This window comes from Paenarthrobacter sp. NPDC057355 (assembly GCF_042667405.1).
In the GTDB taxonomy this organism is placed as follows: domain Bacteria; phylum Actinomycetota; class Actinomycetes; order Actinomycetales; family Micrococcaceae; genus Arthrobacter.
Map to the genome: position 1 here is coordinate 551424 of NZ_JBHVAL010000001.1, position 25024 is coordinate 576447.

Consider the following 25024-nt stretch of genomic DNA (forward strand, 5'->3'; position numbering starts at 1 on the left):
CGCCCCTGGTCCGGAGAAGCCATCGACGATGCCAGTAGCCAGCCATGACCGGGGCGACCGATTCATTTCCGCGTGAGCGCGTAGAGGGACGCGCAGTCCGCGGCGCCGCGTGGAGCGGCTTGAATTCGGTACTGATGAAGTTCGGAAACCTGGCCATCATGGCTGTGGTTGTGCGCCTCGTGTCTCCGCACGATTTCGGGGTGTTCGCGGTGGCAGTTGTGGTTCACGCCATTGTGTCCAGCGTTGGCGAATTGGGTCTTTCTTCATGCATTTCCCGTCGCGACCTGGATCCGGAACGTGTAGCACCCACTGTTGCGGTGCTGGCCCTGATGAGCAGCATCTCCTTGGCGGCACTGACGGCTGTTGCCGCAGAACCCCTTGCTGTCGCGCTGGGTTCCGGGGAAGCAGCAGATCCAATCCGTGTTTTGTCGATTTCGATATTCCTCGGTGGCGTATTCACCGTGCCGGGCGCTCTGCTGGTCAGGGAGTTCCGCCAGGGCAAAATACTCATGGCCAGTGCCATTGCCTTCCTGCCGATGAACGGCTTGCTCGTGCTTTTGGCCGCCAACGGTGATGGAGCCATGGCTTTCGCGTGGTCCAGGATCGTGGGTCAACTCATCAGTGGGCTGGTGATGGTGGCAAGTGTTGACCGGCACTATTGGCCGCGTCTCGTACCCCGCGAAGTTGGGCCGCTGCTTCGTTTCGGGTTGCCGCTTGCCGGCGCCAATTTGCTGACTTATGTCCTATTGAACGCCGACTATGCAATCATCGGTCGAACTCTGGGCACTGAGCAATTGGGCCTCTACATGCTGGCCTTCACTGTCGCGTCCTGGCCGACCTCTGTGCTGGCTTCGACAATCAATGGTGTCGCTATGCCTGCATTCTCCTCAGCCGACACGGACAAGGTCCGATTGACCGGGATGTTGAAGAGCGCAGCCCGTCTGGTTGGACTCTTGGCTTTCCCCATAGGAATGCTGTGCATGGTCCTTGCGACGCCATTGATTATCGTGGTCTACGGCGAGCGGTGGGTTTCGGCGGCACCGGTCCTGTCTGCCCTGGCAGTCTACGGCTCCCTCTTTTCGGTCTCGCTTCTTCTCTCCAACCTGCTCGTGGGGATAGGCAAGTCCGGTGCCGTATTCATCATCCAAGGCATGTCCATAGTTGTACTCGTTCCCAGCGTCGCGTGGGGGTTGTCCCTGTTCGGCCTCGTGGGTGCCGCTTATGCACACATCCTCGTCATCATCCTTGTGCTCTCGCTGTTCCTCCTGGCGCTGCGCAAGAGCCTGGTGTCGGCACACCGTGTTCTTTTAAGAGCATTGTCGGGTCCACTCATCGCCTCGCTGTGCGGTGGATTGGTGGCCATGGCGGCAGCGGGTCTCTTTGCCGACCCAGTCCTCTCCCTCGCCGTTGGTGGGGCTACGGGGCTGGCTGCATACGCAGGAGCAGCGTCGCCCATGCTGTGGCCGTTCCTTCCCCACGCCGTCAAGGTACGGCTACCCGGCAAGCGCGTCATCGAGCGGAGCTGACATGGTCAGTCATACGGTGGGTGCTTTACCCAGAATGATCTTCTTTCGCCGCACCAACGCGAAGCTGGCACCTTTTCTTCGGCAACATCTTCGAGACCAGGTCCGCATCCTTAGCCACTCTTTCGAGGTGAAGGTCATCAGCGACGATTGCGATTACGGACAGCTCTGCGAGGAGTATGAACCTGCGATTACCGTCTTCGAAACGGGTGTCTATTCATATGGTCAGCGGATCACCAATACCCGCTCACATCCCGGTGTTCCCAAGCTGGGCTTCCTCCACGCCGACGCTTATGACATCTCCCGGGCTGTTTTTCTGTCCAATATGGCCAAGTGGGGTGTCGAAGACTTTTTCACCACATCAACGGCAATGGCAGAGTACTCGCCGGAGATCGCAGCAAACCTCTTCGTATGGCCGAATGCCGTCAATGCCCAAATCTACAAGGACCACGGTGTGGGGAAGAACATCCCGGTCCTGTTGACGGGCAGTCAGGAACGCCACTATCCGTGGCGAAACGCAGTTGGACGGATTCTGTCTGAAAGGTATCCCACCATGACCATGCCGCATTTTGGATGGGGCAGTGGCACGGAGCGCCTTGTAACAGGAACCGACTATGCGCGACTTCTCAGCGCGAGCTGCTTTGTGCCCGCGTGCGGCAGCATGGCCAGGGACGTGGTGCGCAAACAGCTGGAGATTCCTGCGGCCGGGGCGTGTCTGGTGACCGAGTGGTCTCCGCGGCTTGAGGAGTTCGGCTTCGTGGACCTGGTCAACTGCGTTTTCGCCGATCCGTCCAATGTTCTTGAAAAAATCGAAAGCCTCCTGGAAGACCGGGAACAGTTGAACCGGATAACGCGCGCCGGCCACGACCTTGTTCATTCCCGCCATACAGAGGCCCAGCGGAATCAGGTGCGGGAGTGGTTGGAGCTGTACCACCAGCGGAGACCGGGCCAGGAAATCGCCCAGGAAACGGCCTGCTCTTCGCTCGCTTTGGTCCCTCGGGCCGAGGCAGTGCGGACGTATGCAATTGGTCCCGGACTGGACCGCCTTCAACTGGCGAAGGGCTGGTCGCTGCTCCGCGGCAAAGACGTCCTCGGCGCTGAACACGAGTTTCTCAAGTGCTTGAATTTTTACTTCATACCTGAGGCCGTGACGGGCTTGGTCTTCACGAGTCTCCTCAAGGGGGATTCGTCGGCGGCGCTGGATTGGATAACGCAGGCGTTGACACGCACCTTCAGGGAAGGCGGCGGCTCGGACCCTGATCCGGTCCTTTGGGCGTGCCGTATCAGAGCCTTGGCCTGCGCCGGGGAGACGGTTGCAGCACGTCGGTCAGCCGAGATGTTCCTGCACATGAGCCACTTGGAATTGGACCGCGTCCGCCATGCCGTCAAGGACATGGGTCCGGCTTCGGCAGGTACGCCGTCAACAGCCCAACCGAGCCAAAAGAGGGCCTCAATTGCCCCTGTTCCGGAACTTAATGCAGCTGAGTGGACACAGGAATTTTCGGAGATGATCTCGAGATGCCGGCCTGCGGGCATGACTGAGCCCGAAGGCACCGGAATTTGGCATGGGGCGGGTTTGCCTTTGTCCCATGGACGGCCCAGATGGCAGCAGGCGGTGGCCGCGTCCCGTCGGGCCGTGAAGAGCCGGCTCACGTCAGGACGTGTTCTAAAGCTGCGGATGCGCTTGTCGCCACTCAAGCAGCGGATCGTCGCCACGGACTGGACGCGGACAATCAGGGAAACTGCCCGTCGCGAGCAATTGACGCGGGCGCTGCTGATCGGTAAAGCCGACCCCAGGGACAGCCGCGCCCTGAAGGCGGGCCTCTCGCTCAATACCGGTCGCCCGCCCTTGGACGTGAGTGTGTCCCTTGACCATGCTTCCGCCGAACACATGTTGCCTCGTGAGCCAGCGGAACGGGTTCTGGTGCTGCTGAACTATCAGTCGGAGCACACGGAACGCCATGACGCCGCTCACCTGAGACTCCTTTGCTTGTGTGCGCTGGTCATGATCCGCGGAACCACTACCACCAGTGGTTTGCACCTCTTGTCGGCATTGGTCGACTCGGGCGAATTCGTGGTGGTGGCGCACGACGGTTCAAAGGGAACAGCAGTGCTGCGCAGATTTGCCTCGGCACCCCGTGCCAGCGTTACGCAACATCCGGAGTCATCATGAGCAGGCCTGTCGTTGTGTGGGTCGCAGGGACAAACTGGGATTCCGTGCCCGGTACTGACAAGCGCCTGGTTCTGGCCCTCTCGGATCACTGCACCATCCTGTGGGTGGACCCGCCCCGGCGCGGACCGGGATTCGGTCCACACCGACACGTGAACCCGCGCGAGGTTGCCGCCGGGGTGCTGAGACTGGAGGTTCCCGTCCCATGGCCGGCCGTGACCAGATTTGGAATCCGGGTCGCCACCAACCTCTGGCTTTGGCGCACCATAAGCAAGGCATTGTTGCGTTCAGGGCTGGTATCCGATGCATGTGTGGTCGCTTTTCCGCTGGCCCGTTTTCCGCGAACGATGGCGGCTTCCAAAGTCCTGTATGTCACAGATCAGTGGCTGGCCGGCGCCGACCTCATGGGTTTCTCCGCCAAGCGCATCGAGAAAATCCTGCGATGGAATCTAAGAGAGGCCGACGCCGTCGTCGCCATCTCGCCCGAGGTGCTCACCCAGCTTGGTTCCCTGCAGCGATTGCCGGCGTCAACTTTTGTCCTGCCGAACGGCTGCGACTTGCCCCCGGAGCGGCACCGTGGTCCCCGCGCGCCCAGGGCCGTACTTCTGGGCCAACTAAACGAGCGCCTGGATGCAAATACGCTGGATGCCCTCTGTGATGCCGCCGTTCCCATTCTGGTGGTCGGGCAGCGGGCGGACAGCGATGCGGACTTTGGGAAGCGTTTGGATAGATTTCTCGCTGCCCCCAACGTCGAATGGGTGGGAGCCGTTCCCGGGGTCGAAGTACCCGGATTCCTGGAAACCAGCGCAGTGGGAATCACCCCCTATACGAACAGCGCCTTCAACAAGGCAAGTTTTCCGTTGAAGACACTGGAGTATCTGGCCTCCGGACTGCCCGTCATCTCCAGTGACCTGCCCGCCTCCGCCTGGTTGGCAACGGAACATGTCAGGGTCTGCACGGATACGCCCTCATTTGTCCGGGGCACCCTGCTGGCTATCACGGATGTGGGTGACCAAGATCTGGAGGCGGATCGCCGCAACGTGGCCAAGGTCAATACCTGGCACCACCGGGCCACGGAGTTTCTGCATCTTCTGGAAAACTGCGGCGCCATCACCAATGCAGCAAACGTCCCGGAAGGGAGTCTTCCCCGTGAATAAATTGTCACTTGCCATCATCACACCGAGCTATGCACCGGATTTTGAGCTGTGCGTCGAGCTCAACAGCTCGGTCCTTCAGAACACCGACCAAGATGTACAGCACCACATTGTGGTTACACGTCGGGACTTGGCCCGTTTTTCGCAGCTGGCCAACTCAAGGACCACCATTCATGACGTCAGGGAATTCCTGCCCCGGTCCATGCTGTCAGTTCCCGGACTCAATATGTGGGTAAACCCCAAACGGCCATTTCCACCCGTAAGGGGTTGGATAGCCCAGCAGATGGTGAAGTTGTCTGCGGCGGCCTCCATGAAAACCGATGTGGCGCTCCTTGTGGACTCCGATGTGGTGGTGCTGCGGCCGCTTGACGCCGCGCTGTACGCGCCCGGAGCGGAACTGCCGTTGTTCTGCGTCCCCGACGGCGTGGACGCGTCCCTGCCGGGCCACAGGGTCTGGAACGCTGTTGCTCGACGATTGCTCGGCTTGCCCTCCGTCGAAGCCTTACCCCTTCCCGACTACGTGTGTTGTCCCTGCGCCTGGGACCCCCTGATTGTCCGAAGCATGCTGAAGCGGGTGGAACAGTCAACCGGACTTCCGTGGCACATCGCGATTGGCCGGGAACTCCACTTTTCCGAGATGACTCTCTACGGCGTGTTCGTGGATGAGCTGTGCGGGACAGCTGCCCGCACCAGTGACATGCATTGCGTCAACCACTACGAGGAGACGCCGTTGGATACACAGGGGTACCTGGAGCTGCTGCGAACGGCCCGTCCAACAGATGCCGCCGTGATGGTTTCGGCCAAGTCAGGTACGCCTCTTCATGTGCGGCGACAGGCGCTGGAACTCTTTGGAATTCAAGCCGGGTAGTCAGTTGCTTCGTCCCGCCGGAAAGCCATTCCTGTAACCAGCGTTCTGGGTCTCAAGCTGCGACTCGTCCGGCACGTCGGACCTCTCTGAAGGGGCGGGGCTTTTGCCGGATCCGCCACTTCTGGGTTCGGTCAGCTTGTTGTCCTGGGTGGAGGGCCTTTTGCGCCGGCGCCCTTCACCCTCTTCCTCGCTGCTGCCGTGGGGCCTGCGTCGCGCTCGCCGGGATCGAAGTGCCGATCCTGCGGATGCGGCGGCGAAGACCAGCACGCCGCCTGCCGCCAGCACCACGATGACGGCGCGCAATCGACTGGAGTACTGCTCCGTCGGCTGGCTGGGGGGAGTAATGGGCAGGGCCGTGAACAGATAGCGGTCGTCGGCACCATTGACCTTCTGGAGCTCGTAGAGATCGGATTTGAGTACAGAGGCAAGTGCCGTGGTGGTTGTTGTCGCGGCTTCAGGAGAGGACCCCTTACCCGTAATTTCAATGATGAAGCCATTGCCTCCGGAACCGCGCCGCACAGAGTAGTCGTCACCCGCACCCAAATCAGAAAGTTTTTGCGCCGTGACGGTACTGTTCAAACGTGTAATGGCAACATCGGTTACCAGCGAGGGGTCAGTGGCCCGCAGATACGGATTGTTGCCATTGAGGTTGCCAAGGTCGGGATTCTTCAGGACATCACTCTCGCGCGGTACATCCGGCGAAATTACCGCGAAATTGACCGTTGTTTCGTAAGTCCTTGGACCGAATTCGTAGATGTACAAGCTTGCGCCCAAGGTCAGCAAGAGAACCGGCAAAGTGAAAAGCCTATGTATCCATAATTGTTTCACCAGGGATTTGGGGTCCATTACGAGACTCCGATGCTCTGGCCGGCCTTGCGGGCGGCAACGTTGAGGGTGGTGGGGGTAGATGCTTCGCGCTTGACCATGATCCATGCAGCTCCGGCAAGCCCCACTACGAACGGGTAGGTGAGGGCGAAAACAGGGAACGAAAGAGAATCGAAACCCGCCGAGCACGCGGCCGCCACCAACCCGCTGCCCGCCAGCGCTCCACAAAGGGAACGCAACTCAGGATCCCTCGCCCGCGAACCCGCCAGCAGGGCGGAAGCACCTGGCAGAACAAAGTAGGCTCCGATGGCCACCAGCCCCACTACGCCCATGGTTACCAGAGAGCCAAGGTATTGGTTGTCGAGGACCAGCGTCAGGTTGCCGGGAACAAAGTTGCCTGGACCGGTACCAAGTATCGGACGCTCTTGGAACATTGCAACGACACGCGGGTAATTATCTGTCCTTGTAGTAATGGATGGGTCTTCAGCCCCCCACGAGAACACCAACAAGAGCGTGCCCACAAGACCTGGGATGGTGAGGAACAGAAACGCCGCTGCCGCGGGTGCCACCAGGGCCACCCAGCTTCTGGCCGCCTTAGGCAAAAACGGTACCAGGCACGCCAACCCGACCACGACGCCCAGGATTCCGGAGCGCGAGACGGTGGCAGCGATTGCGAAGACCAACAGCGAAGTTCCCAGCCAGTGCAACCATTTCCGCCCCGACTTATCGTAGACCCCTCGCCAGATCGAAAGGGGCAACAGCATGGCGGCAACCACTGCGAGCTCAATTGAGTGGAACGTTGTCCCCGACACCCGGGTCAGGACACCGCGTTCCTGAAAGGCGGTATCGCCACCGTTATAGGTGAACCCCGGCATGGCGTCCCGCACCCAAATCATCGGGTTGATGTGGAGAAAGAACTGGACCAAGGCAACAACACAGCAAAAAAATCCTCCGGCCAACAACGCTCGGACGAGGACCTTCGCATCTTCAGTGGTCCTCACACGCTCCACGATCATCATGGCAACCCCTAGGCTGACCATGACCAGAATGAGCCACCTGTCTGCTGCTGCCCGGGTGGCCACAGTACTTCCGCCGGTCCAGCCCGCATACAAGGCCCCATAGGTGATCAACGATCCCAGAAGGAACAGCGTGATCCCTATGCGGCCCGGATGCCGCAGCTCAAGAGGGTTATGCAGCCCCATTGCCAGGGACAGGACCCACAGCAAGGTGATCACGCAACCCAGCAGGAGCGGAACTGTGCCGGCAGCACCGATAGGTTCGATGATCATGCTGGAAGGGACGAAGAATATACAGATAGCCAGCAACTGCAAGAGAGCCGAGGGACGGCCGGCAGCCGGCGCTTCGCTGCTGGGGGCAGCATTCCCCGTGAGGTACTCAGGACGCGTTCCATCAGACAGAGCATGCACGGCACCATCTGCCATCCGCGTCTCCCCATCGTTATGAACCGGTTCGTTCCCACCGAATGGACCCAACTACAGCCACCCTAGTACGTAACAACGAAACCAAACAGGGGCATTGTTGCGTATTTTCTTTGTATCTCCCGCATTGCCTGTCCAGGAGCGTAGTCCATCTCTTGACCGGCGCATGGCAGGGGAGGACCATCTATGAATACCGGTCTCGCGGCAGAGAAATGTGCTCCCATGAATAACGAACATGCTTTCGGTCCCCGGCGCCGCGCCTGGCTACTCATCCCCGGATTGGCCCTGCTGACCGTCCTGGGCTTAATCGGCACTTACGTCCTTACGCATCAATTCGGCATGAACGATGCGGAACAAAAGAAGAGTCTCCAAATACCCGTGTCAATCCGGCAAGTGGACGGCGGACCGAACTACTTTGCCAGGTTTCAGAATTCATTGCCCACCTCGGCGGAATTCTTTCCAATAGGAATTTGGCAAGAGAGCCTGACGGATCCATCCGACTCACCGCGTGACAGCAGCATCGGCATTAACGTCTATGTCGACCTGACAAGCAATTCCGAACCGGCGCTTGCCGCTGCGCAGCATTCATATGCGTTGGTCAGCGCGCCTCTGTCCGGGGGTGCGGGCAAAGTACTTTCCGACGAAGTGGACATGTGGGCTGGCGCCGGAAACGCCGAGTGGACCGGGGCCGGCCCTGGCACCGGGCAAGCATGCCGGCCCGCTGGACAAGGTTGTGGCTTCACGATTCAACGGGAACTCCTGAAGGGAGTTCCTGAGACGACCCTCACCTACGCAAACTACGGCAAAGGAGTGACCTTCTGGCAGAGCCCGCAAGACGCAGCCGTATTCGTCAACGAGTTCCCGGACCTGGTCTCCGCGGACAACTACTGGTTTACCGATCCCAACATCTGCGGTCCCAGCGAAGGAGGCTCAGCATTGGGCGGTGGCGTCCTGCTGCCGAGCGAGCAATGCAGGCTTGCCGCCAACTACGGCTGGACAGTCGAGAAGATCCGGACTCTCATCTCACCGTCCGGCAGCAAACCGGTGTGGGGTTTCGTGGAAGTCGGGCATCCCTTCGGCGAGGAGGATGCGCCCACTATTACCGGAGAAGAGCTTCGGGCGGCCGTGTGGAGCAGCCTCATCCACGGCGCCAGGGGCATTGTCTACTTCAATCACAACTTTGGGGGGCCCTGTCCCACCCAACACCTGCTCAGGGAGCCGTGCGGGGACTCCATCAGGCCGCACGTGTCCGCAATAAATTCCCAACTCAAGGCTCTGGCCCCGGTTCTCAATGCCCCCTTCCTCGATGGAGCCATAACCGCCACCGGCCCTGTGGACTACTCAACGAAACTGTTCAACGGAGAAGTCTTCGTCTTCGCCGGGGCGAACAAGGCCTCCGGTGGAGCGGCGACATTCCAGCTGCAGTGTGGCGGCAGCTCCGTCGTCGTACTGGATGAAAACCGCAAAATCCCCGTTGTCGACGGAAGCTTCACCGACACTTTCGCAAACGGAAACGCCGTCCACCTCTACCGCATCGAAGGGGGCGGGAGCTGCGGCTTATGACTAACGGCTGGTATTGTCCCGTTCCCATGCACCGGATGAACGCCGGGTTTTGCGGCGTCCCGCTCCGGCAAACGCTACGTAGACGGCGGCGTCAAACGCTGTCCATGGCCCTCGAACGGATGAGAGCAACTCGCGAATGGTCCGGGACGAAGAGGACCCGCCAGCGACTGCATCCTGTTCTGCGTTGCCCCGGTATGTCCGGCGCAGGACGGACAGCAGCGCAGCTGTTGTCCTCGGCGTCCTGACCACAACCGGCTCCGTTGGCAAAACGATCTTCTCCTGCGCGGAAAACAGCCGGTCCACATAGTAATCGTCTGCCGTCACAGACGGGAAACTCCCCAACCGCTCGTGCCCTGCCCGGTTCAACGCGTAGGCTCCCGCACCCCATAGTCCGCTCGAGTTCGCCGGTATGCGGCTGCGGGCGCGGTAGTACGCGCGAACCCACAGCGACGCGCCCTGGGTGTCGTAGCGGGACGCCGGTCTCGCGGCCAGAAGGTCCGGGCCTTCCAAGGCAGCAAAAACTGAACGCAACGCCGCAGCGCTGACTTCAATATCGGCGTCGAGATAAAGACGCGGCCAACGCAATGTCGCTTGGTCCGCGGCGTTCAGCGCAGCAGTCTTGGACGCTTCGCCGACGCGTAGGACACAAACGCCCTCGCACCGGGAGGCGATGTCCTCCGTAGCATCAACGCAGCCGTTGCAGGCCACCACAACGTCAACGGTGCCCCACGACAGGACCTCTTCCAATGACTCCAGCGTCCGCCCGATGACTCCGGCTTCGTTATGCGCCGGAATGATCACCGCACCGGTGGGGTATACCGGCTGCATTTTACAAATTCCCCACCGCTAACCGGTGCGCATGTGGCAACCTGTCCCGTCGGCGCTTGCTCAGCAGCGCTGCCGCAGCCTCCCGGTGCCCGGGCTTGCTAAGCCGGGCGACCTCTGCTGCAAGTACCGCGCACCGGAAAGCCAGCAATCTGCCGCCTGCCAGGTATTTGGCCGCATAACGGACCCTGTTGGCCGACATGAGCGCCGTCAACTGGGGCGACGTTCCCGACCCTCCACGTTTATGCGACATCCGGGCTGACGGCTCGAACCAGATGGAGTACCCGGCCAACCGCATACGGTGGCAGTAATCGGTCTCTTCCGAGTAGAGGAAAAACTGCTCGTCCCAGGGACCGACCGCTTTCGCCGCGTCAGCACGGATCAAGAGCGCCGCGCCCGTGGCCCAGTCCACCCTGTGCCCGTGAAGGTAACTTTCCGTGTCATAGTCCATTTCGGACAACCACCCGGGGCGCGCTTTCACATGGCTGCCCAACACAGCGTCACCCAGAGCACGCAGGACCCCGGGCTCCCGACGCAACGATGGATAAACGCTGCCGTCCTCGTCCAACAGCACAGGGACCACCATTCCGGCTCCGGAAACGCTCATTCGGTTAAGCATGGCGGCAATTGCACCCCGCTCCAGATGAAGATCCGGGTTCAGCACAAGATAGTTGCCGGCGTCGCCTGCGACACCAAGGGCAGCGTTGATGCCTCCGGCGTAGCCCAGGTTTCCACCTGTCCGAAAGGCCGCAACGTCCCGGTGGTGCCTTAGTTGCCGCAGGGTTTCACCATCGGGCGAGTTATCAGCCACCACCACTTTCAACGACTGATCGGCCGTTTCTTTCCGCAGGCTGGAAACCAGCGGGCCGACGTCGTCTGCGTTGTCATAGGTGACAACGATGACTGCCACATCGGCCCACCCCGTTGCCGCCACGAAAGATCCCGGACTCCGGCTGGGCCCGGGTTCCGGGACGATAGGGGTTTTCGGCGTCGCGCCTGACATCCGGCGCTCCGGCGCGGTGCCGCCGCTGTTCGTCCGCAGTTTCACATAGGCTCCAGGTCCTTCGACAAGGTAGCGTTGGGCCAACCTCCTGGGCTCGAGCATGAGGCGCCAGGCCCATTCGAGGCTGTGGGCGCTCACCCACGAGGGCGCACGCTGGATGTTGCCCGCGAGGAAGTCCACGACAGCGCCGAACGCGAGAAGCACCTTGGCACCTGTCAGATGACCATATTCTGCTATCCACAGCTCCTGCCGTGGCTTCCCCAGACTCACCACAAGAATGTCCGGTGCAGCCCTCGAGATGTCCGCGGCGAGCTCGGTGGATGCCTCGTGATCACCCAGTACCGACCTCTCGGGCGCCCACCATCCCGCTGTCTTCAAGTTGGACCGCTCAGCTGTGAACCGTTCACTGACGAGCTTCTGGGTTTCCTCCGAACCGCCAAGGAATCCAATGCTCAGTCCGCGCTCCACGGCTTGATCAAGCAACGGATTCATGAGGTCGCTTCCGGCCAGGCGCGGCCAAGGTTTGGCAGTGAGACGCCGGGCCTCGGCGGCCAGTGGGGCGCCGTCTATCAGGGTCAGCCATTGAACCCCTGCGGATGGAGAATCGAGTGCACCTATCCACCTGCTGCCCGCACCGAAATGCCCGATGTGGTCAAGGTTGGCCGAGCACACTCCCAAGGGTGTTGCGTCTTTGGCGCTTGCACGGTCCAGGATTTCCTGGAGTGCAGCGCCGAACTGCATGAGCTTCACCGGTACCCCGCCCAGATTTACCCACGGAGCCTCGTCGTCGGGGGGTTCCAGCCCGCCCCCCGCCGTGGGCGGCTGAAAATACAGGCTGCGGCCAACGATGTCCCCCGGGAGGGAAGGGTGGGAGACCCCGCGGCGGCGGGTATCGGCGATAGGGAGGAAATTCGATAGCAGCATTCCCGGCTCCAACTCAAGGCATCGACATGTGGCCGGCGAACCCAGGCTGCTGCACTGCCTGGATCGCCGGTGGCGGATTGACTCCGCACCAACAACATGTTTTCTTGAGTTGTCTCCCGGCCTCCTTGGAGAGGCTGCCGTAGGGCTACTTTAGGCCGATTCCGGTGATGCCGCCAGAGGGATACCTGAGCTGCCGAGAAATTCCGCCAGCCGCTGCGACCCGTCCGGGGGAGTGAAGCCCGCGGCGGTGATCTTGGCCAGGTCCAACACGCTGTTGACCGGGCGGGGAGCCACGCCTGCTTGCCCGTACTCGGCCGTGCTGACAGGTTGCACCAGCCCAGGATCGGCTCCGCAGAGCCGATAGACCTCAGCAGCGATATCCGCCCAGCTCTGTGGCGCGCCACTGTTGCTGATGTTGTAGACACCGTAGGGCGCCCTTGAATCAACCAGATGCCTGATACCCGCGGCTAGATCCACGGCAAAACTCAACCGGCCGGTTTGGTCATTCACCACGTTCGGTGATGCTCCCATGGCAGCAAGACCGGCCATGGTCCGAACAAAGTTCTTTCCGTCACCCACAACCCAGCTTGTCCTGACGATGTAGTGCCGCTGCACGGCTGCCACAGCCATATCGCCGGCCGCCTTGCTCTGCCCGTACACGCCCAATGGAGCGTAAGCCTCGTCTTCCTTGTGTACCTCAGCAGTACCGTCAAAAACGTAGTCGCTGGAAACATGGACCAGCGTCAGTGAATGTTCGACGGCGGTACGCGCCAAGCGGGCCACGGCGGCTGCGTTGATGGACCAGGCAGCTGTGCGGCCTTCAGGGGTTTCGGCGGCGTCCACGGCGGTGAAGGCTGCAGCATTGATGACCGTTGAGTAGCTGCGCCATGCCAACGACCGGAAGGAATCCTCGCTGGTGATGTCAAAATCCCGGCGACCGGCGAAGTCGACCGTTCGGTCGGCGTCGAACGCTTGCCGCAGGGCATTGCCCAACTGGCCATCGGCGCCCAGGACGAGAGTCCGGCGTTTCCGCATCGGGGCAACCTGGTCAAGCCGCGGGTGGTTCCTGTCCTGCTCCGAAACAACGGCGCGGCTGAGGGGGATCGGCCATGGGATGGAAACGCGTTCGTCGGCCGGATTCAGGAAGGTGTAATCCTTCCGGGCTTCCGGGCTCCAATGATCGTTGACCAGATAGGTGTAGGCGGTGTCGGCTTCCAGCGTTTGGAAGGCGTTGCCTACGCCTCGGGGCACGAAGACGGCCTGCCCCGGCGTCAGCTCCGCCGTGAACAGGACGCCGAAGGTAGGACCCTCCCGGAGGTCAACCCAGGCGCCGAAGATACGTCCACAGGCCAGTGAGATGAATTTGTCCCAGGGTTCGGCGTGGATCCCCCGGGTAGTGCCCGGAACGGCGTTGAAGGAGATGTTGTTCTGGATGGGGCCAAAATCCGGCAGTCCGGCGTCCAGCATTTTCCTTCGGTGCCAGTTTTCCTTGAACCACCCGCGACTGTCAGCATGCACAGGCAGTTCGAACAGCAGCAACCCAGGAATCGGGGTTGGCGTGGAGACCAGTTCCCGGACAGCCACGGTTCAGTGCCCTTGCCCCGCGTATTTTGACTCCGTGACCGCCTTCTGCGGACGCCACCATTCCTCGTTTGCCCTGTACCACTCCAAGGTCCCAGCCAAACCGGAGTCGAAGTCGGCGAAGCGGGGCGACCAACCGAGTTCCCTGCGAAGCTTGCTGGAGTCGATGGCGTAGCGAAGATCGTGTCCCGGCCGGTCATTGACGAGGTCGTAGGCGTCAGGCTGTTGCCCGTTCAGGAGAAGGAGCCTTTCCACCACTTCACGGTTGGACCGCTCGCCGTTTGCGCCGATCAAGTAGGTTTCGCCGATCTGGCCCCGTTGAAGAATCGTCAACACTGCCGAGGAATGGTCCTCCACGTGGATCCAATCGCGAACATTCAGTCCTTGACCGTACAACCGGGGGCGCAACCCGTCGAGGATGTTGGTGACCTGCCGCGGAATGAACTTCTCAACGTGCTGGAAAGGACCGTAGTTATTGGAGCAATTGCTGATGGTCGCTTTGAGGCCGAACGAACGCACCCATGCCCGGACCAACATGTCAGAACCAGCCTTGGTGGCGGAGTAGGGGCTGGTGGGCCGGTACACAGAATCCTCAGTGAATTTGCGGGGATCATCCAGCGCCAAGTCTCCATACACTTCATCGGTGGAGATGTGGTGGAAGCGTGTTTCATGCTTGCGGGCGGCTTCGATAAGGGTGAAAGTGCCCATCACATTGGTGTCCAGGAACGGACGGGGATCGTCCAGCGAGTTGTCATTGTGCGACTCCGCCGCGAAGTGCACCACGGCATCGACGGAGGCCGTCAGCGCATCCACCAGAGCGGCGTCGCAGATATCGCCCTGATGGAATTCGAAACGGTTGGCGGGCAGTCCCGCCAGCGATTCCAAGCTGCCGGCGTAGGTCAGCTTGTCCAGGACAGTGACATGGAGGCCGGTGTGCTCCATGATGAAGTGAACAAAATTGCATCCGATGAATCCGGCCCCGCCGGTGACAAGGATTCTCTGCATGGCCATAGCGTAACCGTCCGTGACGGTGATGTGCAGCGGGAGAGGACAGTTAGATGCGCGGAATTATTCTTGCCGGCGGCACGGGGTCCAGGCTTCATCCAATTACGCTCGGAATTAGTAAACAATTGGTTCCTGTCTTCGATAAACCAATGATTTACTATCCGCTGTGCACACTGATGCTCGCTGGAATCCGCGACATCCTCATCATCACGACGCCCGCGGATGGTCCGCAATTCGAGAAACTCCTGGGCGACGGTTCGCAATTCGGAGTCAATCTGAGCTATGCCCGTCAACCCACGCCCGACGGACTTGCCCAAGCCTTCATTCTGGGGGATAAGCACATCGGTAGCGGGAAGGTGGCGCTCATCCTGGGCGACAACATCTTCAATGGTCCAGGCATGGGCAACCAGCTCCGCCATTATGCCGATGTCGACGGCGGCGCAATCTTTGGCTACTGGGTCAAGGATCCCTCTGCTTACGGTGTGGTGGAATTCGATGATGAAGGCCTGGCGGTTTCGATTGAAGAGAAGCCCTCGGTCCCCAAAAGCAACTATGCAGTGCCAGGCCTCTACTTTTACGACAACAACGTTGTTGCCATGGCAAAAGAACTTCAGCCATCACCACGCGGGGAGCTGGAAATCACCGACATCAACCGCCAATACATGGAGCTTGGGCGGCTGCATGTACAGAAGTTCCCGCGGGGCACCGCCTGGCTGGACACAGGAACCTTCGGCGACCTCAACGATGCCTCCAACTACGTGCGCACCACCGAGAACCGGCAAGGGCTGAAAATTGGAGCTCCGGAAGAAGTAGCGTGGCGGATGGGGTACCTGAGTGACGACGAGCTGCGGCGGCAGGCAGCCAAGCTGGCCAAGAGCGGCTACGGGAGCTACCTATTGGACATACTGGACCGGCGCTGAGGGTCAGACTGCCGAAACATCTTCAAGCGCGCGGGCTATCTCGGCAGGCAAAACCGCCAATTGTGCGTCCAGCAATTCCTTGAGCTGGACGGCGTTCCTCGGCCCGATGACCGCGGTGGACACCCCCGGCCGGGAAAGCAACCAGCTCAACGAGACGTCGAGCGGTGACCGGCCCAGGCCGCGGGCAGCCATTGCCACCGCTTCCACCACCCGCGACTCCCGCGGCTGCAGATAAGGCGCAACGTAAGCGGCAAGCCTGTCCTGGGCTGCACGGGAATCAGCGGGTACCTGTCCCCGGTACTTTCCGCTGAGAACTCCACGCCCGAGCGGCGCCCAAGCCATCAGGCCAAGGCCTGCATCCTCGACCGCAGGGATAAGTTCTTCCTCCGGCTTGCGGTGAAGCAGGGAGTATTCCGATTGGTTGGCCACCAAAGTGAATCCTGCCACGGCCGCGGCCTTGGCTGTCTGCCAGCCGTTGTAATTGGAAATACCGACGTAACGGGCACGTCCGCTTTGCTGTGCCAGCTCCAGAGCTGAGAGCGTTTCATCCAACGGCACGTTGGGATCCCACTCCTGCGCGAACCAGATGTCTATGTAATCCGTTCCGAGCCTGGCCAGGCTCGCGTCCAATGCAGAGAGCAAGGCACCCCGGGAGGCGTTGACGCTGCGGCGGTTTTCCGACGACGACACGCCGGCTTTGGTGGAGATGACGATTTCGGACCGGGCTACAACGTCGCCAAGCATGGAGCCCAGCATTGCCTCGGCCCGACCCTGCGCGTATGAGGCGGCAGTGTCAACTACCGTTCCACCCGCCGCAACAAAGGAGTCAAGCAATTCGGCAGCGTCCTGCTCATCGGTTTCCTGCGCCCAGGACATGGTTCCAAGGGACAAGGAAGACACGCGGAACCCACTGTTCCCGACATAACGCTGCTGCATAGCAGCTAGCTTACGGGCAGTTACCAGTCTTCATGACGTAGGGTCTATTCACGTGAACTGGATAGAAGCAGCCTTGCTGGGCCTCGTGCAGGGCCTCACCGAATTCCTCCCGATTTCCTCGAGCGCGCATCTGCGGATCGTCGGCTCATTCCTTCCCGGCGCAGCCGATCCGGGGGCCGCCTTCACAGCCATTACGCAGCTGGGCACAGAGACCGCCGTGATCGTCTACTTTTGGCGGGACATCGTCCGCATCGTACGGGCGTGGTTCGGCTCCTTGACGGGCAAAGTCGAACGTAACGACCCCGATGCCCGCATGGGCTGGCTGGTCATTCTGGGCAGCCTTCCCATCGTCATCCTCGGCCTCTTGTTCCAGGACCAAATCGAGTCGGTGTTCCGCAGTATGTGGATTGTGGCCACCATGCTGATCGTTTTCGGCATGATTCTCGCCGTGGCCGATGCCATCGGCCGCCAAGACCGTGACCTTAGCCAACTGAGCTACAAGCACGGCATCCTTTACGGCTTTGCCCAAGCGATGGCCTTGATCCCCGGCGTTTCGCGCTCCGGCGGCACCATCACAGCCGGCCTCCTCATGGGCTACACCCGTGAAGCCGCCGCACGCTACTCCTTCCTGCTTGCTATCCCTGCCGTGTTCGGCAGCGGGCTCTACCAGCTCTACAAAACAGTCACGAAGGAGGGTTTGGCAGGTCCTTATGGACTGCCCGAAACCGCCCTGGCAACGGTCATCGCGTTCGTCGTGGGTTACGTCATCATCGGTTGGTTCCTGAAGTTCGTGTCCACACGCAGTTACAGGCTTTTCGTCTGGTACCGCATCTTCCTCGGACTGGCCTTGTATGTCCTGCTCGGTTTCGGTGTGATCAGTGCCTAGCACTAAGGTTGAGTCGTGAAATCGTGGATCTCCCGCCCTGTACCTGAACTGCCCGGCAACATGCCGCCCGTACGGCTGTACGACACCGCCCTTGGCCGTGTCGTGGAGGTGGAACGACAATCCGAGCAGTCGATGTACGTCTGCGGCATCACGCCCTATGACGCAACGCATATGGGTCATGCAGCGAGCTATGTAGCGTTCGACCTGCTGAACCGGGCCTGGCGTGATGCGGGTATCCGCGTGTCCTACGTGCAAAACGTCACGGACGTCGACGACCCCCTTCTTGAACGCGCCGCCGCCACAGGAGTGGACTGGCGTGAACTGGCAGAGAGCCAGATCGAGCTTTTCCAAACGGATATGGATGCCTTGAACGTCCTCGCGCCGGATCATTACGTTGGCGCCGTCGAAGCCATCCCCGACATCGTGCCGGCCATTGAGCAGCTCATCTCCGATGGTGTCGCCTACCGCGTTCAAGGCGCCGACGGAGAACCCGACGGCGATGTCTATTATGACGTCGAAGCCGCCGGCAAGAGTTCCAGTGCCACGGATGCCTGGACTCTTGGCGATGTGTCCGGACTCGGTGAAAGCGAGATGCTCGCGCTGTTCGCCGAGCGCGGGGGAGACCCCGGCCGGCCCGGCAAGCGAAACGCCCTTGATCCCCTCCTGTGGCGTGTAGCCCGTGACGGGGAGCCCAGTTGGCCAGGCGCCAGCCTTGGTGCCGGACGCCCAGGCTGGCACATCGAATGTACGGTTATCGCGCAAAAGTATCTGCCGGCGCCCTTCACTGTGCAAGGTGGCGGCTCCGACCTGATCTTCCCGCACCACGAAATGGGAGCCGGCCACGCTTACTCGCTGTCCGGCGTCCCGCTGGCCCGTCACTATTCCCATGCCGGCATGGTGGGCCTGGACGGGGAAAAGATGAGCAAATCCAAGGGAAACCTGGTCCTCGTCTCCAAGCTCCGTGCAGCCGGTGAGGAACCTGCTGCCATCCGCCTGGCAATCCTTGCAAACCACTACCGCTCAGACTGGTCCTGGACTGATGAAGACTTCGCCGCGGCCAAGGACAGGGTCGCTGTTTGGCGGGCAGCCTTGGAGCAAGCTCCGGCCGGTTCTGCGGCCGCGCTGATCGCAGCCATGCGCAAGGAGCTGGCCGAGGACCTCAACGCGCCAGCTGCGCTGGCCGCCGTCGACCATTGGGCCCGGGAGGCAGTACGCAACAGTGCGGAGAAGTCCGCTCATGACGCTGCCCTGGTTTCCGACGCCGTCAACGCTTTGCTGGGCGTGGAACTCTAAGTCGCCCCGATAAACAGGAAACGGCCCCGACGAATGTCGGGGCCGTTTCCTGTTCGTGGCGGTCCTGGGGATTCCCGCGGTCCTAGGGACGCTCTTTGCCGCGCCGCTTCAGGTAGCGCTCGAATTCCCTGGCAATGGACTCACCGGAGGCTTCAGGAAGATCTGCGGTGTCCTTGGCTTCCTCCAGCTGGCGCACGTAGGCGGCAATTTCCGGGTCCTCCGTCGCGAGCTCGTCCACCCCTCGTTCCCAGGCCTCCGATTCTTCGGCAAGGGCATGGCTGTCCACCGGCACCTGGAGCAGGTCCTCGATCTTGTGCAGAATGGCGAGCTGGGCCTTGGGGGAGGGCGGTTGCGCTACGTAGTGGGGAACTGCAGCCCAGAGTGAGACCGTGGGCAAGCCCGCCAAAAGGGCGAATTCGGCCAGGACGCCTACGATTCCCACGGGCCCTTCGTACTGGGAGGCTTCCAGGTTGAGGCGTTCCCGCAAGCCGTTGTCTTCCGTTGTGGTGCTGACAGGAATGGGCCGGCTGTGCGGAACATCAGCCAGCAGGGCGCCAACCAGGATAACGGAATCGACCTTGAGCGCCTCGGCATGCACCAACAGTTCGGTGGTGTAGGCACGCCAGCGGTAAGACGGTTCAGTACCGAGGACAAAAACCACATCCACATTGCTGTCCGGAACAGCGGCCTTGTAGATCCGGGTGGAGGGCCACTTCACTTTTCGGGCACCGGAAGATGTGCGCCGCACCGTGGGCCTGGTGAATTGGAAATCGTAATATTCCTCGGCATCCACAGTGGCAACCTTCTTGCCGTCCCACAGCTTGTTCAGATAGTGCAGAGCATCGCTGGCTGCTTCACCGGCGTCGTTCCAGCCCTCAAAGGCAGCGATCATTACGGTGACCCGCTGTCCTTCCGCGGGTTCCTTGAGGAAACGCTCGGGCTCCACGCTGATGTCCTGCCCTTCGGGGGTCCCGTCCACACTGTTCATCCATTCACCCTACGTCCAAGACCCTGATGGATGCATGGCATTTCGCGTCAACGCGTGTCCCAAATTCGCCCACAGCACAATGCCGGGACTGTGGGCCATCAGGTTCCACGTAGACTGGAAACCATGCATTCAACACCCAGCCAGCCCCTCCTCAAAGCCGTGCTCTGGGATATGGATGGCACACTCGTGGACACCGAACCCTATTGGATCGCGGCCGAGCGCGCCTTGGTGGAGGCACATGGCGGCAGCTGGAGCCACCAGCAGGCCATGCAGTTGGTGGGCCAGGCGTTGCTTCACGGCGCTGCCGTTTTGCAGGCAGCGGGAGTGAACCTGGAAGCCCGTGAGATCGTGAACACCCTGAGTACCCAGGTCATGGAGCAGGTTCGCAAGGAAGTGCCCTGGCGGCCCGGCGCGCGCGAATTGCTGGATGATCTGCACCAGTCCGGCGTCCGCTGCGCCCTGGTGACCATGTCCGAGCACCCGCTGGCCAGCGTGGTGGTGGAGAGCCTGCCCAAGCCGTACTTCGAGTTCATGGTCACAGGAGACACCGTCACCAATGGAAAACCCCATCCGGAGGCCTACCTCACGGCGGTGGATAGGCTGAAGCTGGAAGACTCCTCGGTCACAGTGGATCACTGCGTCGCCCTGGAAGACTCCATCCCAGGTGCCACAGCAGCCATCGCCTCAGGGGTGGTAACCGTGGGAATTCCGCACCAGGTACCCCTTCCCGAAGACCCACGAATGGTCATGTGGGACACCCTTGTGGGCAGGACGACAGCAGACGTACAACAGTTGGTCCTGGACCGCCTCCCCGCACTTAACCTCGTTGAAGGGGCCAACTAGGTGAGCAGTTCCCCCGCACCCCATCACGTTGCAACAAAAAAGGAAGGCATCCCGCTCGGAAAGATAGCGGGTATCCCGGTCTACTTGGCCTACTCCTGGTTCATCATTGCCGGCTTTACCATCATCGCGTACGGACCTGTACTCATGCATGACTATCGCGGTCTGGGTAGCTGGGCCTACCTCGTCGCCTTTGGGTACTCCGTTCTGCTCGCCATATCAGTGCTGATCCACGAGCTGGCGCACGCCCTGAGCGCCAAGGTCTTCAAGTGGCCAACGGAGAAGATCGTGCTGAACCTATGGGGCGGGCACACCCAGTTCGAGAGCTTCACGGCGTCTCCCGGCAAGGCCGTGATCGTGGCCATGGCCGGACCGGCGGCAAATTTCCTCCTTGCCGGAGCACTGGCACCGTTCGTGTTGGGCCGCTCGTTCGAGGGCGTCTGGGACTTGTTGGCGAACATCCTTATGTGGGCCAATCTGTTGATCGGTATCTTCAACGTTTTGCCGGGCACACCCCTGGATGGCGGGCGCCTGGTCGAGTCAGCCGTGTGGAAAGCAACCGGCAGCCAGGACAAAGGGGCCATCGCGGCCGGTTGGTCCGGTCGGGCCATCGCTGTTGCCCTGTTTTTCTGGTTCATCGTCCGGCCATTTCTGACCGGCGCCGGCCTTGACATCACCTTCTCCCTGATCACGGTCCTGGTCTGCGGCTTTCTATGGATGGGTGCTTCCGGCTCCATTCACCACGCCCAACTGCGCAGCCGCCTGTACCTGGTCAGTGCGGGCGGCCTGGCAGAGCCCGCTGTCGGCGTGCCGAACTCGGCCACGGTGGCAGATGTCCTGGCCATCGCTCCGGCGGGGAGTCCCGCCGTCGTGATCTGTGGCCCTGACGGCAGGCCCCAAGGCGTTGTTGACGGACCCGCCGTTGCCGCCGTCCCCTATGAAGCCACCACGACGACGCCCGTCACCGCGGTTGCCCACGCCCTGGCTGCCGGTGCGTACGTCCCCGAATGGTCCAAGGGGCAGGAACTGATCCAGTACTTGGCGCAGCTGGAAGGCGGCGAATACGCTGTGGTGGACCACAACGGAATCGTCACCGGACTGCTGCGACAGGAAGCCGTAGTGACAGCCATAACAGGTAAGGAAGCCCGCAGGAGCGGTCGCCCCTGACCATGCGACCGGTAGAGTTACATGCCGGCCGCCTTAGCAAGACCAATGCCTTGGCGCCCAGTAGCCAGCAACACGTCGCGGCCCAGCCGTACAAGAGCGAGGAACACCACATGAACCGCGAAACCGCCGCCCCCGAGGCAAGCGCAAGCCCGGACAAGGCAGCCACCGGCTCCACTGTGCAGCCAACGGGTGCTGCACGGCGTCGCGGGCCCTTCCGTGTGGGAGAGCGGGTCCAGCTCACTGACGAGCGCGGGCGCATGAACACGATAATGCTGGAAGTGGGCGGCGCGTTCCATACGCACCGTGGATTCCTGAACCACGACGAAATCATCGGCAAGGTGGATGGTTCGGTGGTAAGCAACAATGTTGGCCAGCAGTACCAGACCCTGCGCCCCCTGTTGTCCGACTTCGTGTTGTCCATGCCCCGTGGTGCTGCCGTTGTCTACCCCAAGGACGCAGCCCAGATCGTTACCATGGCAGACATCTTCCCGGGTGCCCGCGTTGTGGAAGCAGGCGTCGGATCAGGCGCACTGTCCATTTCGCTGCTCCGTGCGGTAGGCGACGGCGGCTACCTTCACTCGTTCGAGCGTCGCGAAGAGTTCGCTGACATCGCCCGGGGCAACGTGGAGACCATCTTTGGCGGCCCCCACCCGGCATGGCAAATCTCTTTGGGAGACTTCCAGGAGGAAGTCGTCAAGGCTGAAGCTCCGGGCTCTGTGGACCGCGTAGTGCTGGACATGCTGGCTCCTTGGGAATGCCTCGACGCCGTAGCAACCGTCCTGGCGCCAGGTGGCGTCTGGATCAACTACGTGGCCACGGTGACCCAGTTGTCACGCACTGCCGAAGCAATCCGCGCCGACGGACGCTTTACCGAGCCCGATGCCTGGGAGTCCATGGTCCGCGGCTGGCACCTGGAGGGCCTCGCCGTCAGGCCCGACCACCGCATGGTTGCCCACACCGGTTTCCTGTTGGTAACCCGGCGCCTGGCCGACGGCGTCACCGGTATTTCCGTGAAGCGGCGTCCTTCCAAGACTGAATTCAGCGAAGAGGACCTCAACGCCTGGACCCCCGCAGCGGTAGGGGAGCGCTCCGTCTCGGATAAGAAACTCCGCCGCGCTGCCCGTGACGCCATCGCCGGAACCAACGTCCAGGACTGACCCACGGTCACAAACTGAAAAGGTCACAATAGGGTCCGCATTCCGGATGTCACCGGGCACCCTGGGCTTTTCGGGACTAAGGTCTTGTTAAGCGCAGGAAGGGGCTGATGAATCGTGGATACGCCAAACAACGACCTTGGACGGCCGACGCCGGAGGATGCAAACACAGCGGCAGAGGAAAGGGCCGGCCGGGGTATCGCCCCAGTTCAGCCGCCTGAACCCTCGACTGACCTGACTGTTGCCGAACGGCAGATAAACATCCTTCGGGACAAGCTCCGCCACATTGACCGCCAACTGGCAGCCGCTACGCAGAACAACAGCAAGCTCGTGAGCATGCTGGAAACCGCCAAGGCCGAGATCCTTCGGTTGAAAGGGGCCTTGGAGCAGGAAGGCCAGCCGCCCTACAGCTTCGGCACCGTGCTCCAGGTCAACCCGCGCAGGCAGCCGGCACCCGGAAGCTCGGGGCAAGCCGCAACAGAAGAGTCAGTGGACATCTTCAACGCCGGCCGGAAGATGCGGGTGGGTGTCAGCCCCCTGGTCAACGTGAGCCAACTCGCGGTAGGGCAGGAAGTCCTGCTCAACGAAGCCCTGCTCATCGTGGCGGGGCTTGGCTACGAGCGGGCCGGTGAACTGGTCACTTTGAAGGAAATGCTCGGAAAGGACCGCGCACTGGTAGTCGGCCGCGCCGATGAGGAAAGGGTAGTCCGGCTCTCCGGTGCCCTTCAGGAGCTCCACCTCAAGGTCGGCGACGCATTGTCCCTGGATTCCAGGACGGGGTACGCACTGGAGAAGGTTCCCCGGGCCGAAGTGGAAAACCTGGTCCTTGAGGAAGTTCCGGACATCACCTACCAGGACATCGGCGGCCTTGGTCCCCAAATCGAACAAATCCGCGATGCCGTGGAACTGCCGTTCCTGCATCCGGACCTCTACCGTGAACATGGTTTGAAGGCCCCCAAGGGCATCCTGCTGTACGGCCCTCCGGGCTGCGGCAAGACGCTCATCGCCAAGGCTGTGGCGAACTCCCTCGCTGCCCGGGCGGCTGAACGTGCCGGCAACACCGACCTCAAGAGCTACTTCCTGAACATCAAGGGCCCAGAGCTCCTGGACAAGTACGTGGGCGAAACCGAGCGGCACATCCGGTTAATCTTCGCCCGGGCCCGGGAAAAAGCCTCGGACGGCAGTCCAGTGGTTGTTTTCTTCGACGAGATGGACTCGCTTTTCAGGACCCGCGGCACGGGTGTCTCTTCCGACGTCGAAACCACCATCGTGCCCCAGTTGCTCAGCGAGATTGACGGCGTGGAGCGCCTGGACAACGTGATAGTCATCGGTGCGTCCAACCGTGAAGACATGATCGACCCCGCGATTCTCCGGCCAGGACGCCTCGACGTAAAAGTGAAGATCCAACGGCCCGACGCCGAAGCAGCCGCGGACATTTTCGCAAAGTACATCACTACGGATCTGCCGTTCCACGCACAGGACCTCGCGGAGTACGGGGGAGACGTCCAGGCCACAGTGGACGCCATGGTCCAAAGGACCGTGGAAGCCATGTATTCCACCGAGAAATCCAACGAATATCTCGAAGTCACCTACGCCAACGGTGATACGGAGATGCTGTACTTCAAGGACTTCAACTCCGGGGCTGTAGTGCAGAACGTCGTAGACCGCGCCAAAAAGTACGCCATCAAGGATCTCCTGACCAACCAGCAAAAGGGCCTGCGGATCGATCATCTGCTGCGCGCTGTGGTGGATGAGTTCCGGGAGCACGAGGACATGCCCAACACCACCAATCCGGACGATTGGGCACGGATCTCAGGCAAGAAGGGTGAACGGATCACTTACATCCGGACCATCGTCCAAGGCAAGGCCGGGCAGGAGCCAGGCAAGTCCATCGAGACCACCGCAAACACGGGCCAGTATCTGTGACAGCCAGACCCGAAGGTATACCCACAGAGAAACT

The 25024-nt window shown here is 61.3% G+C and carries 20 protein-coding genes; 12 read left to right on the forward strand and 8 right to left on the reverse strand.

The annotated features are described in order from the left end of the window. Nucleotides 1-44 precede the first annotated feature (44 nt). The 4 genes from ACFUOZ_RS02540 to ACFUOZ_RS02555 all read left to right on the forward strand — a co-directional run bounded on the left by ACFUOZ_RS02540 (nt 45) and on the right by ACFUOZ_RS02555 (nt 5715). Nucleotides 45-1526 (forward strand): oligosaccharide flippase family protein, encoded by a 1482-nt coding sequence (locus ACFUOZ_RS02540; protein ID WP_377544448.1) that lies wholly within the window; start codon nt 45-47, stop codon nt 1524-1526. A gap of 127 nt (nt 1527-1653) precedes the next feature. Continuing rightward, a complete protein-coding gene (locus tag ACFUOZ_RS02545) occupies nt 1654-3696 on the forward strand; it encodes a glycosyltransferase (protein ID WP_377544450.1) in 2043 nt (680 codons plus the stop codon). Next, on the forward strand, nt 3693-4850 hold the full coding sequence (locus tag ACFUOZ_RS02550; RefSeq protein WP_377544452.1) for a glycosyltransferase: 1158 nt from the start codon (nt 3693-3695) through the stop codon (nt 4848-4850). Before ACFUOZ_RS02545 ends, ACFUOZ_RS02550 begins: the two co-directional genes overlap by 4 nt. Beyond that, nucleotides 4843-5715, forward strand: coding sequence for a DUF6492 family protein (locus ACFUOZ_RS02555; RefSeq protein ID WP_377544454.1), 873 nt, complete (start codon nt 4843-4845; stop codon nt 5713-5715). Before ACFUOZ_RS02550 ends, ACFUOZ_RS02555 begins: the two co-directional genes overlap by 8 nt. Here ACFUOZ_RS02555 and ACFUOZ_RS02560 read toward each other — a convergent pair whose 3' ends face one another. Together ACFUOZ_RS02560 and ACFUOZ_RS02565 are read right to left on the reverse strand one after the other, a co-directional pair. Then, complete coding sequence (locus ACFUOZ_RS02560) at nt 5716-6510, reverse strand: chain-length determining protein (protein ID WP_377544456.1); 795 nt, start codon at nt 6508-6510, stop codon at nt 5716-5718. It abuts the gene before it with no gap. Nucleotides 6511-6560: 50 nt separating this feature from the next. Beyond that, a complete protein-coding gene (locus ACFUOZ_RS02565) occupies nt 6561-7982 on the reverse strand; it encodes an O-antigen ligase family protein (RefSeq protein ID WP_377544458.1) in 1422 nt (473 codons plus the stop codon). Between the two features lie 219 nt (nt 7983-8201). Here ACFUOZ_RS02565 and ACFUOZ_RS02570 point away from each other — a divergent pair, with 219 nt between their 5' ends. Next, nucleotides 8202-9542, forward strand: coding sequence for a hypothetical protein (locus tag ACFUOZ_RS02570; RefSeq protein WP_377544460.1), 1341 nt, complete (start codon nt 8202-8204; stop codon nt 9540-9542). Here ACFUOZ_RS02570 and ACFUOZ_RS02575 read toward each other — a convergent pair whose 3' ends face one another. The 4 genes from ACFUOZ_RS02575 to rfbB form a co-directional block, all read right to left on the reverse strand. Then, nucleotides 9543-10370 carry a glycosyltransferase gene (locus tag ACFUOZ_RS02575; RefSeq protein ID WP_377544462.1) on the reverse strand — a complete coding sequence of 276 codons (828 nt, stop codon included), beginning with the start codon at nt 10368-10370 and terminating at the stop codon, nt 9543-9545. Between the two features lies 1 nt (nt 10371). Then, the gene (locus ACFUOZ_RS02580) at nt 10372-12294 is read right to left on the reverse strand and encodes a WecB/TagA/CpsF family glycosyltransferase (RefSeq protein WP_377544464.1); all 1923 of its coding nucleotides are present in this window, start codon (nt 12292-12294) and stop codon (nt 10372-10374) included. Between the two features lie 150 nt (nt 12295-12444). Then, nucleotides 12445-13878 (reverse strand): sugar nucleotide-binding protein, encoded by a 1434-nt coding sequence (locus tag ACFUOZ_RS02585; protein WP_377544467.1) that lies wholly within the window; start codon nt 13876-13878, stop codon nt 12445-12447. A 3-nt stretch (nt 13879-13881) separates the two neighbouring features. Further along, nucleotides 13882-14880, reverse strand: a complete 999-nt coding sequence (rfbB, locus tag ACFUOZ_RS02590; RefSeq protein WP_377544469.1) for a dTDP-glucose 4,6-dehydratase — start codon at nt 14878-14880, stop codon at nt 13882-13884. Nucleotides 14881-14933: 53 nt separating this feature from the next. Here rfbB and rfbA point away from each other — a divergent pair, with 53 nt between their 5' ends. After that, entirely contained in the window at nt 14934-15800 is an 867-nt protein-coding gene (gene rfbA / locus ACFUOZ_RS02595) for a glucose-1-phosphate thymidylyltransferase RfbA (RefSeq protein ID WP_377544471.1), read from the forward strand. 3 nt (nt 15801-15803) lie between these two features. On the opposite strand, the gene ACFUOZ_RS02600 is transcribed toward rfbA, so the two are convergent. Continuing rightward, nucleotides 15804-16736: an aldo/keto reductase gene (locus tag ACFUOZ_RS02600; RefSeq protein ID WP_377544473.1), complete on the reverse strand. Its 933-nt coding sequence runs from the start codon at nt 16734-16736 to the stop codon at nt 15804-15806. 52 nt (nt 16737-16788) lie between these two features. Between ACFUOZ_RS02600 and ACFUOZ_RS02605 the strand changes: the two genes are divergently transcribed. Continuing rightward, nucleotides 16789-17622, forward strand: a complete 834-nt coding sequence (locus ACFUOZ_RS02605; RefSeq protein ID WP_377544475.1) for an undecaprenyl-diphosphate phosphatase — start codon at nt 16789-16791, stop codon at nt 17620-17622. A 15-nt stretch (nt 17623-17637) separates the two neighbouring features. Then, a complete protein-coding gene (mshC, locus tag ACFUOZ_RS02610; protein WP_377544477.1) occupies nt 17638-18915 on the forward strand; it encodes a cysteine--1-D-myo-inosityl 2-amino-2-deoxy-alpha-D-glucopyranoside ligase in 1278 nt (425 codons plus the stop codon). 82 nt (nt 18916-18997) lie between these two features. Here mshC and ACFUOZ_RS02615 read toward each other — a convergent pair whose 3' ends face one another. Beyond that, complete coding sequence (locus tag ACFUOZ_RS02615; protein WP_377544479.1) at nt 18998-19903, reverse strand: PAC2 family protein; 906 nt, start codon at nt 19901-19903, stop codon at nt 18998-19000. A 30-nt stretch (nt 19904-19933) separates the two neighbouring features. On the opposite strand from ACFUOZ_RS02615, the gene ACFUOZ_RS02620 reads away from it, so the two are divergent. The 4 genes from ACFUOZ_RS02620 to arc all read left to right on the forward strand — a co-directional run bounded on the left by ACFUOZ_RS02620 (nt 19934) and on the right by arc (nt 24990). Next, the gene (locus tag ACFUOZ_RS02620; protein WP_377544481.1) at nt 19934-20746 is read left to right on the forward strand and encodes an HAD family hydrolase; all 813 of its coding nucleotides are present in this window, start codon (nt 19934-19936) and stop codon (nt 20744-20746) included. Next, a complete protein-coding gene (locus ACFUOZ_RS02625; protein ID WP_377544484.1) occupies nt 20747-21910 on the forward strand; it encodes a site-2 protease family protein in 1164 nt (387 codons plus the stop codon). 110 nt (nt 21911-22020) lie between these two features. Beyond that, nucleotides 22021-23067 (forward strand): tRNA (adenine-N1)-methyltransferase, encoded by a 1047-nt coding sequence (locus ACFUOZ_RS02630; protein ID WP_377544486.1) that lies wholly within the window; start codon nt 22021-22023, stop codon nt 23065-23067. 114 nt (nt 23068-23181) lie between these two features. Continuing rightward, the gene (gene arc, locus ACFUOZ_RS02635; protein ID WP_377544488.1) at nt 23182-24990 is read left to right on the forward strand and encodes a proteasome ATPase; all 1809 of its coding nucleotides are present in this window, start codon (nt 23182-23184) and stop codon (nt 24988-24990) included. Nucleotides 24991-25024 lie beyond the last annotated feature (34 nt).

Excerpts from the sequence above, each read along its gene's own strand:
- ACFUOZ_RS02565 (WP_377544458.1), bottom strand. The coding sequence starts at position 7,982 with ATGGCAGATGGTGCCGTGCATGCTCTGTCTGATGGAACGCGTCCTGAG.
- ACFUOZ_RS02575 (WP_377544462.1), bottom strand. The coding sequence starts at position 10,370 with ATGCAGCCGGTATACCCCACCGGTGCGGTGATCATTCCGGCGCATAAC.
- ACFUOZ_RS02580 (WP_377544464.1), bottom strand. The coding sequence starts at position 12,294 with ATGCTGCTATCGAATTTCCTCCCTATCGCCGATACCCGCCGCCGCGGG.
- ACFUOZ_RS02570 (WP_377544460.1), top strand. The coding sequence starts at position 8,202 with ATGAATAACGAACATGCTTTCGGTCCCCGGCGCCGCGCCTGGCTACTC.
- rfbB (WP_377544469.1), bottom strand. The coding sequence starts at position 14,880 with ATGCAGAGAATCCTTGTCACCGGCGGGGCCGGATTCATCGGATGCAAT.
- ACFUOZ_RS02600 (WP_377544473.1), bottom strand. The coding sequence starts at position 16,736 with ATGCAGCAGCGTTATGTCGGGAACAGTGGGTTCCGCGTGTCTTCCTTG.
- rfbA (WP_377544471.1), top strand. The coding sequence starts at position 14,934 with ATGCGCGGAATTATTCTTGCCGGCGGCACGGGGTCCAGGCTTCATCCA.
- ACFUOZ_RS02620 (WP_377544481.1), top strand. The coding sequence starts at position 19,934 with ATGCATGGCATTTCGCGTCAACGCGTGTCCCAAATTCGCCCACAGCAC.
- ACFUOZ_RS02615 (WP_377544479.1), bottom strand. The coding sequence starts at position 19,903 with ATGAACAGTGTGGACGGGACCCCCGAAGGGCAGGACATCAGCGTGGAG.
- ACFUOZ_RS02540 (WP_377544448.1), top strand. The coding sequence starts at position 45 with ATGACCGGGGCGACCGATTCATTTCCGCGTGAGCGCGTAGAGGGACGC.
- ACFUOZ_RS02630 (WP_377544486.1), top strand. The coding sequence starts at position 22,021 with ATGAACCGCGAAACCGCCGCCCCCGAGGCAAGCGCAAGCCCGGACAAG.
- ACFUOZ_RS02550 (WP_377544452.1), top strand. The coding sequence starts at position 3,693 with ATGAGCAGGCCTGTCGTTGTGTGGGTCGCAGGGACAAACTGGGATTCC.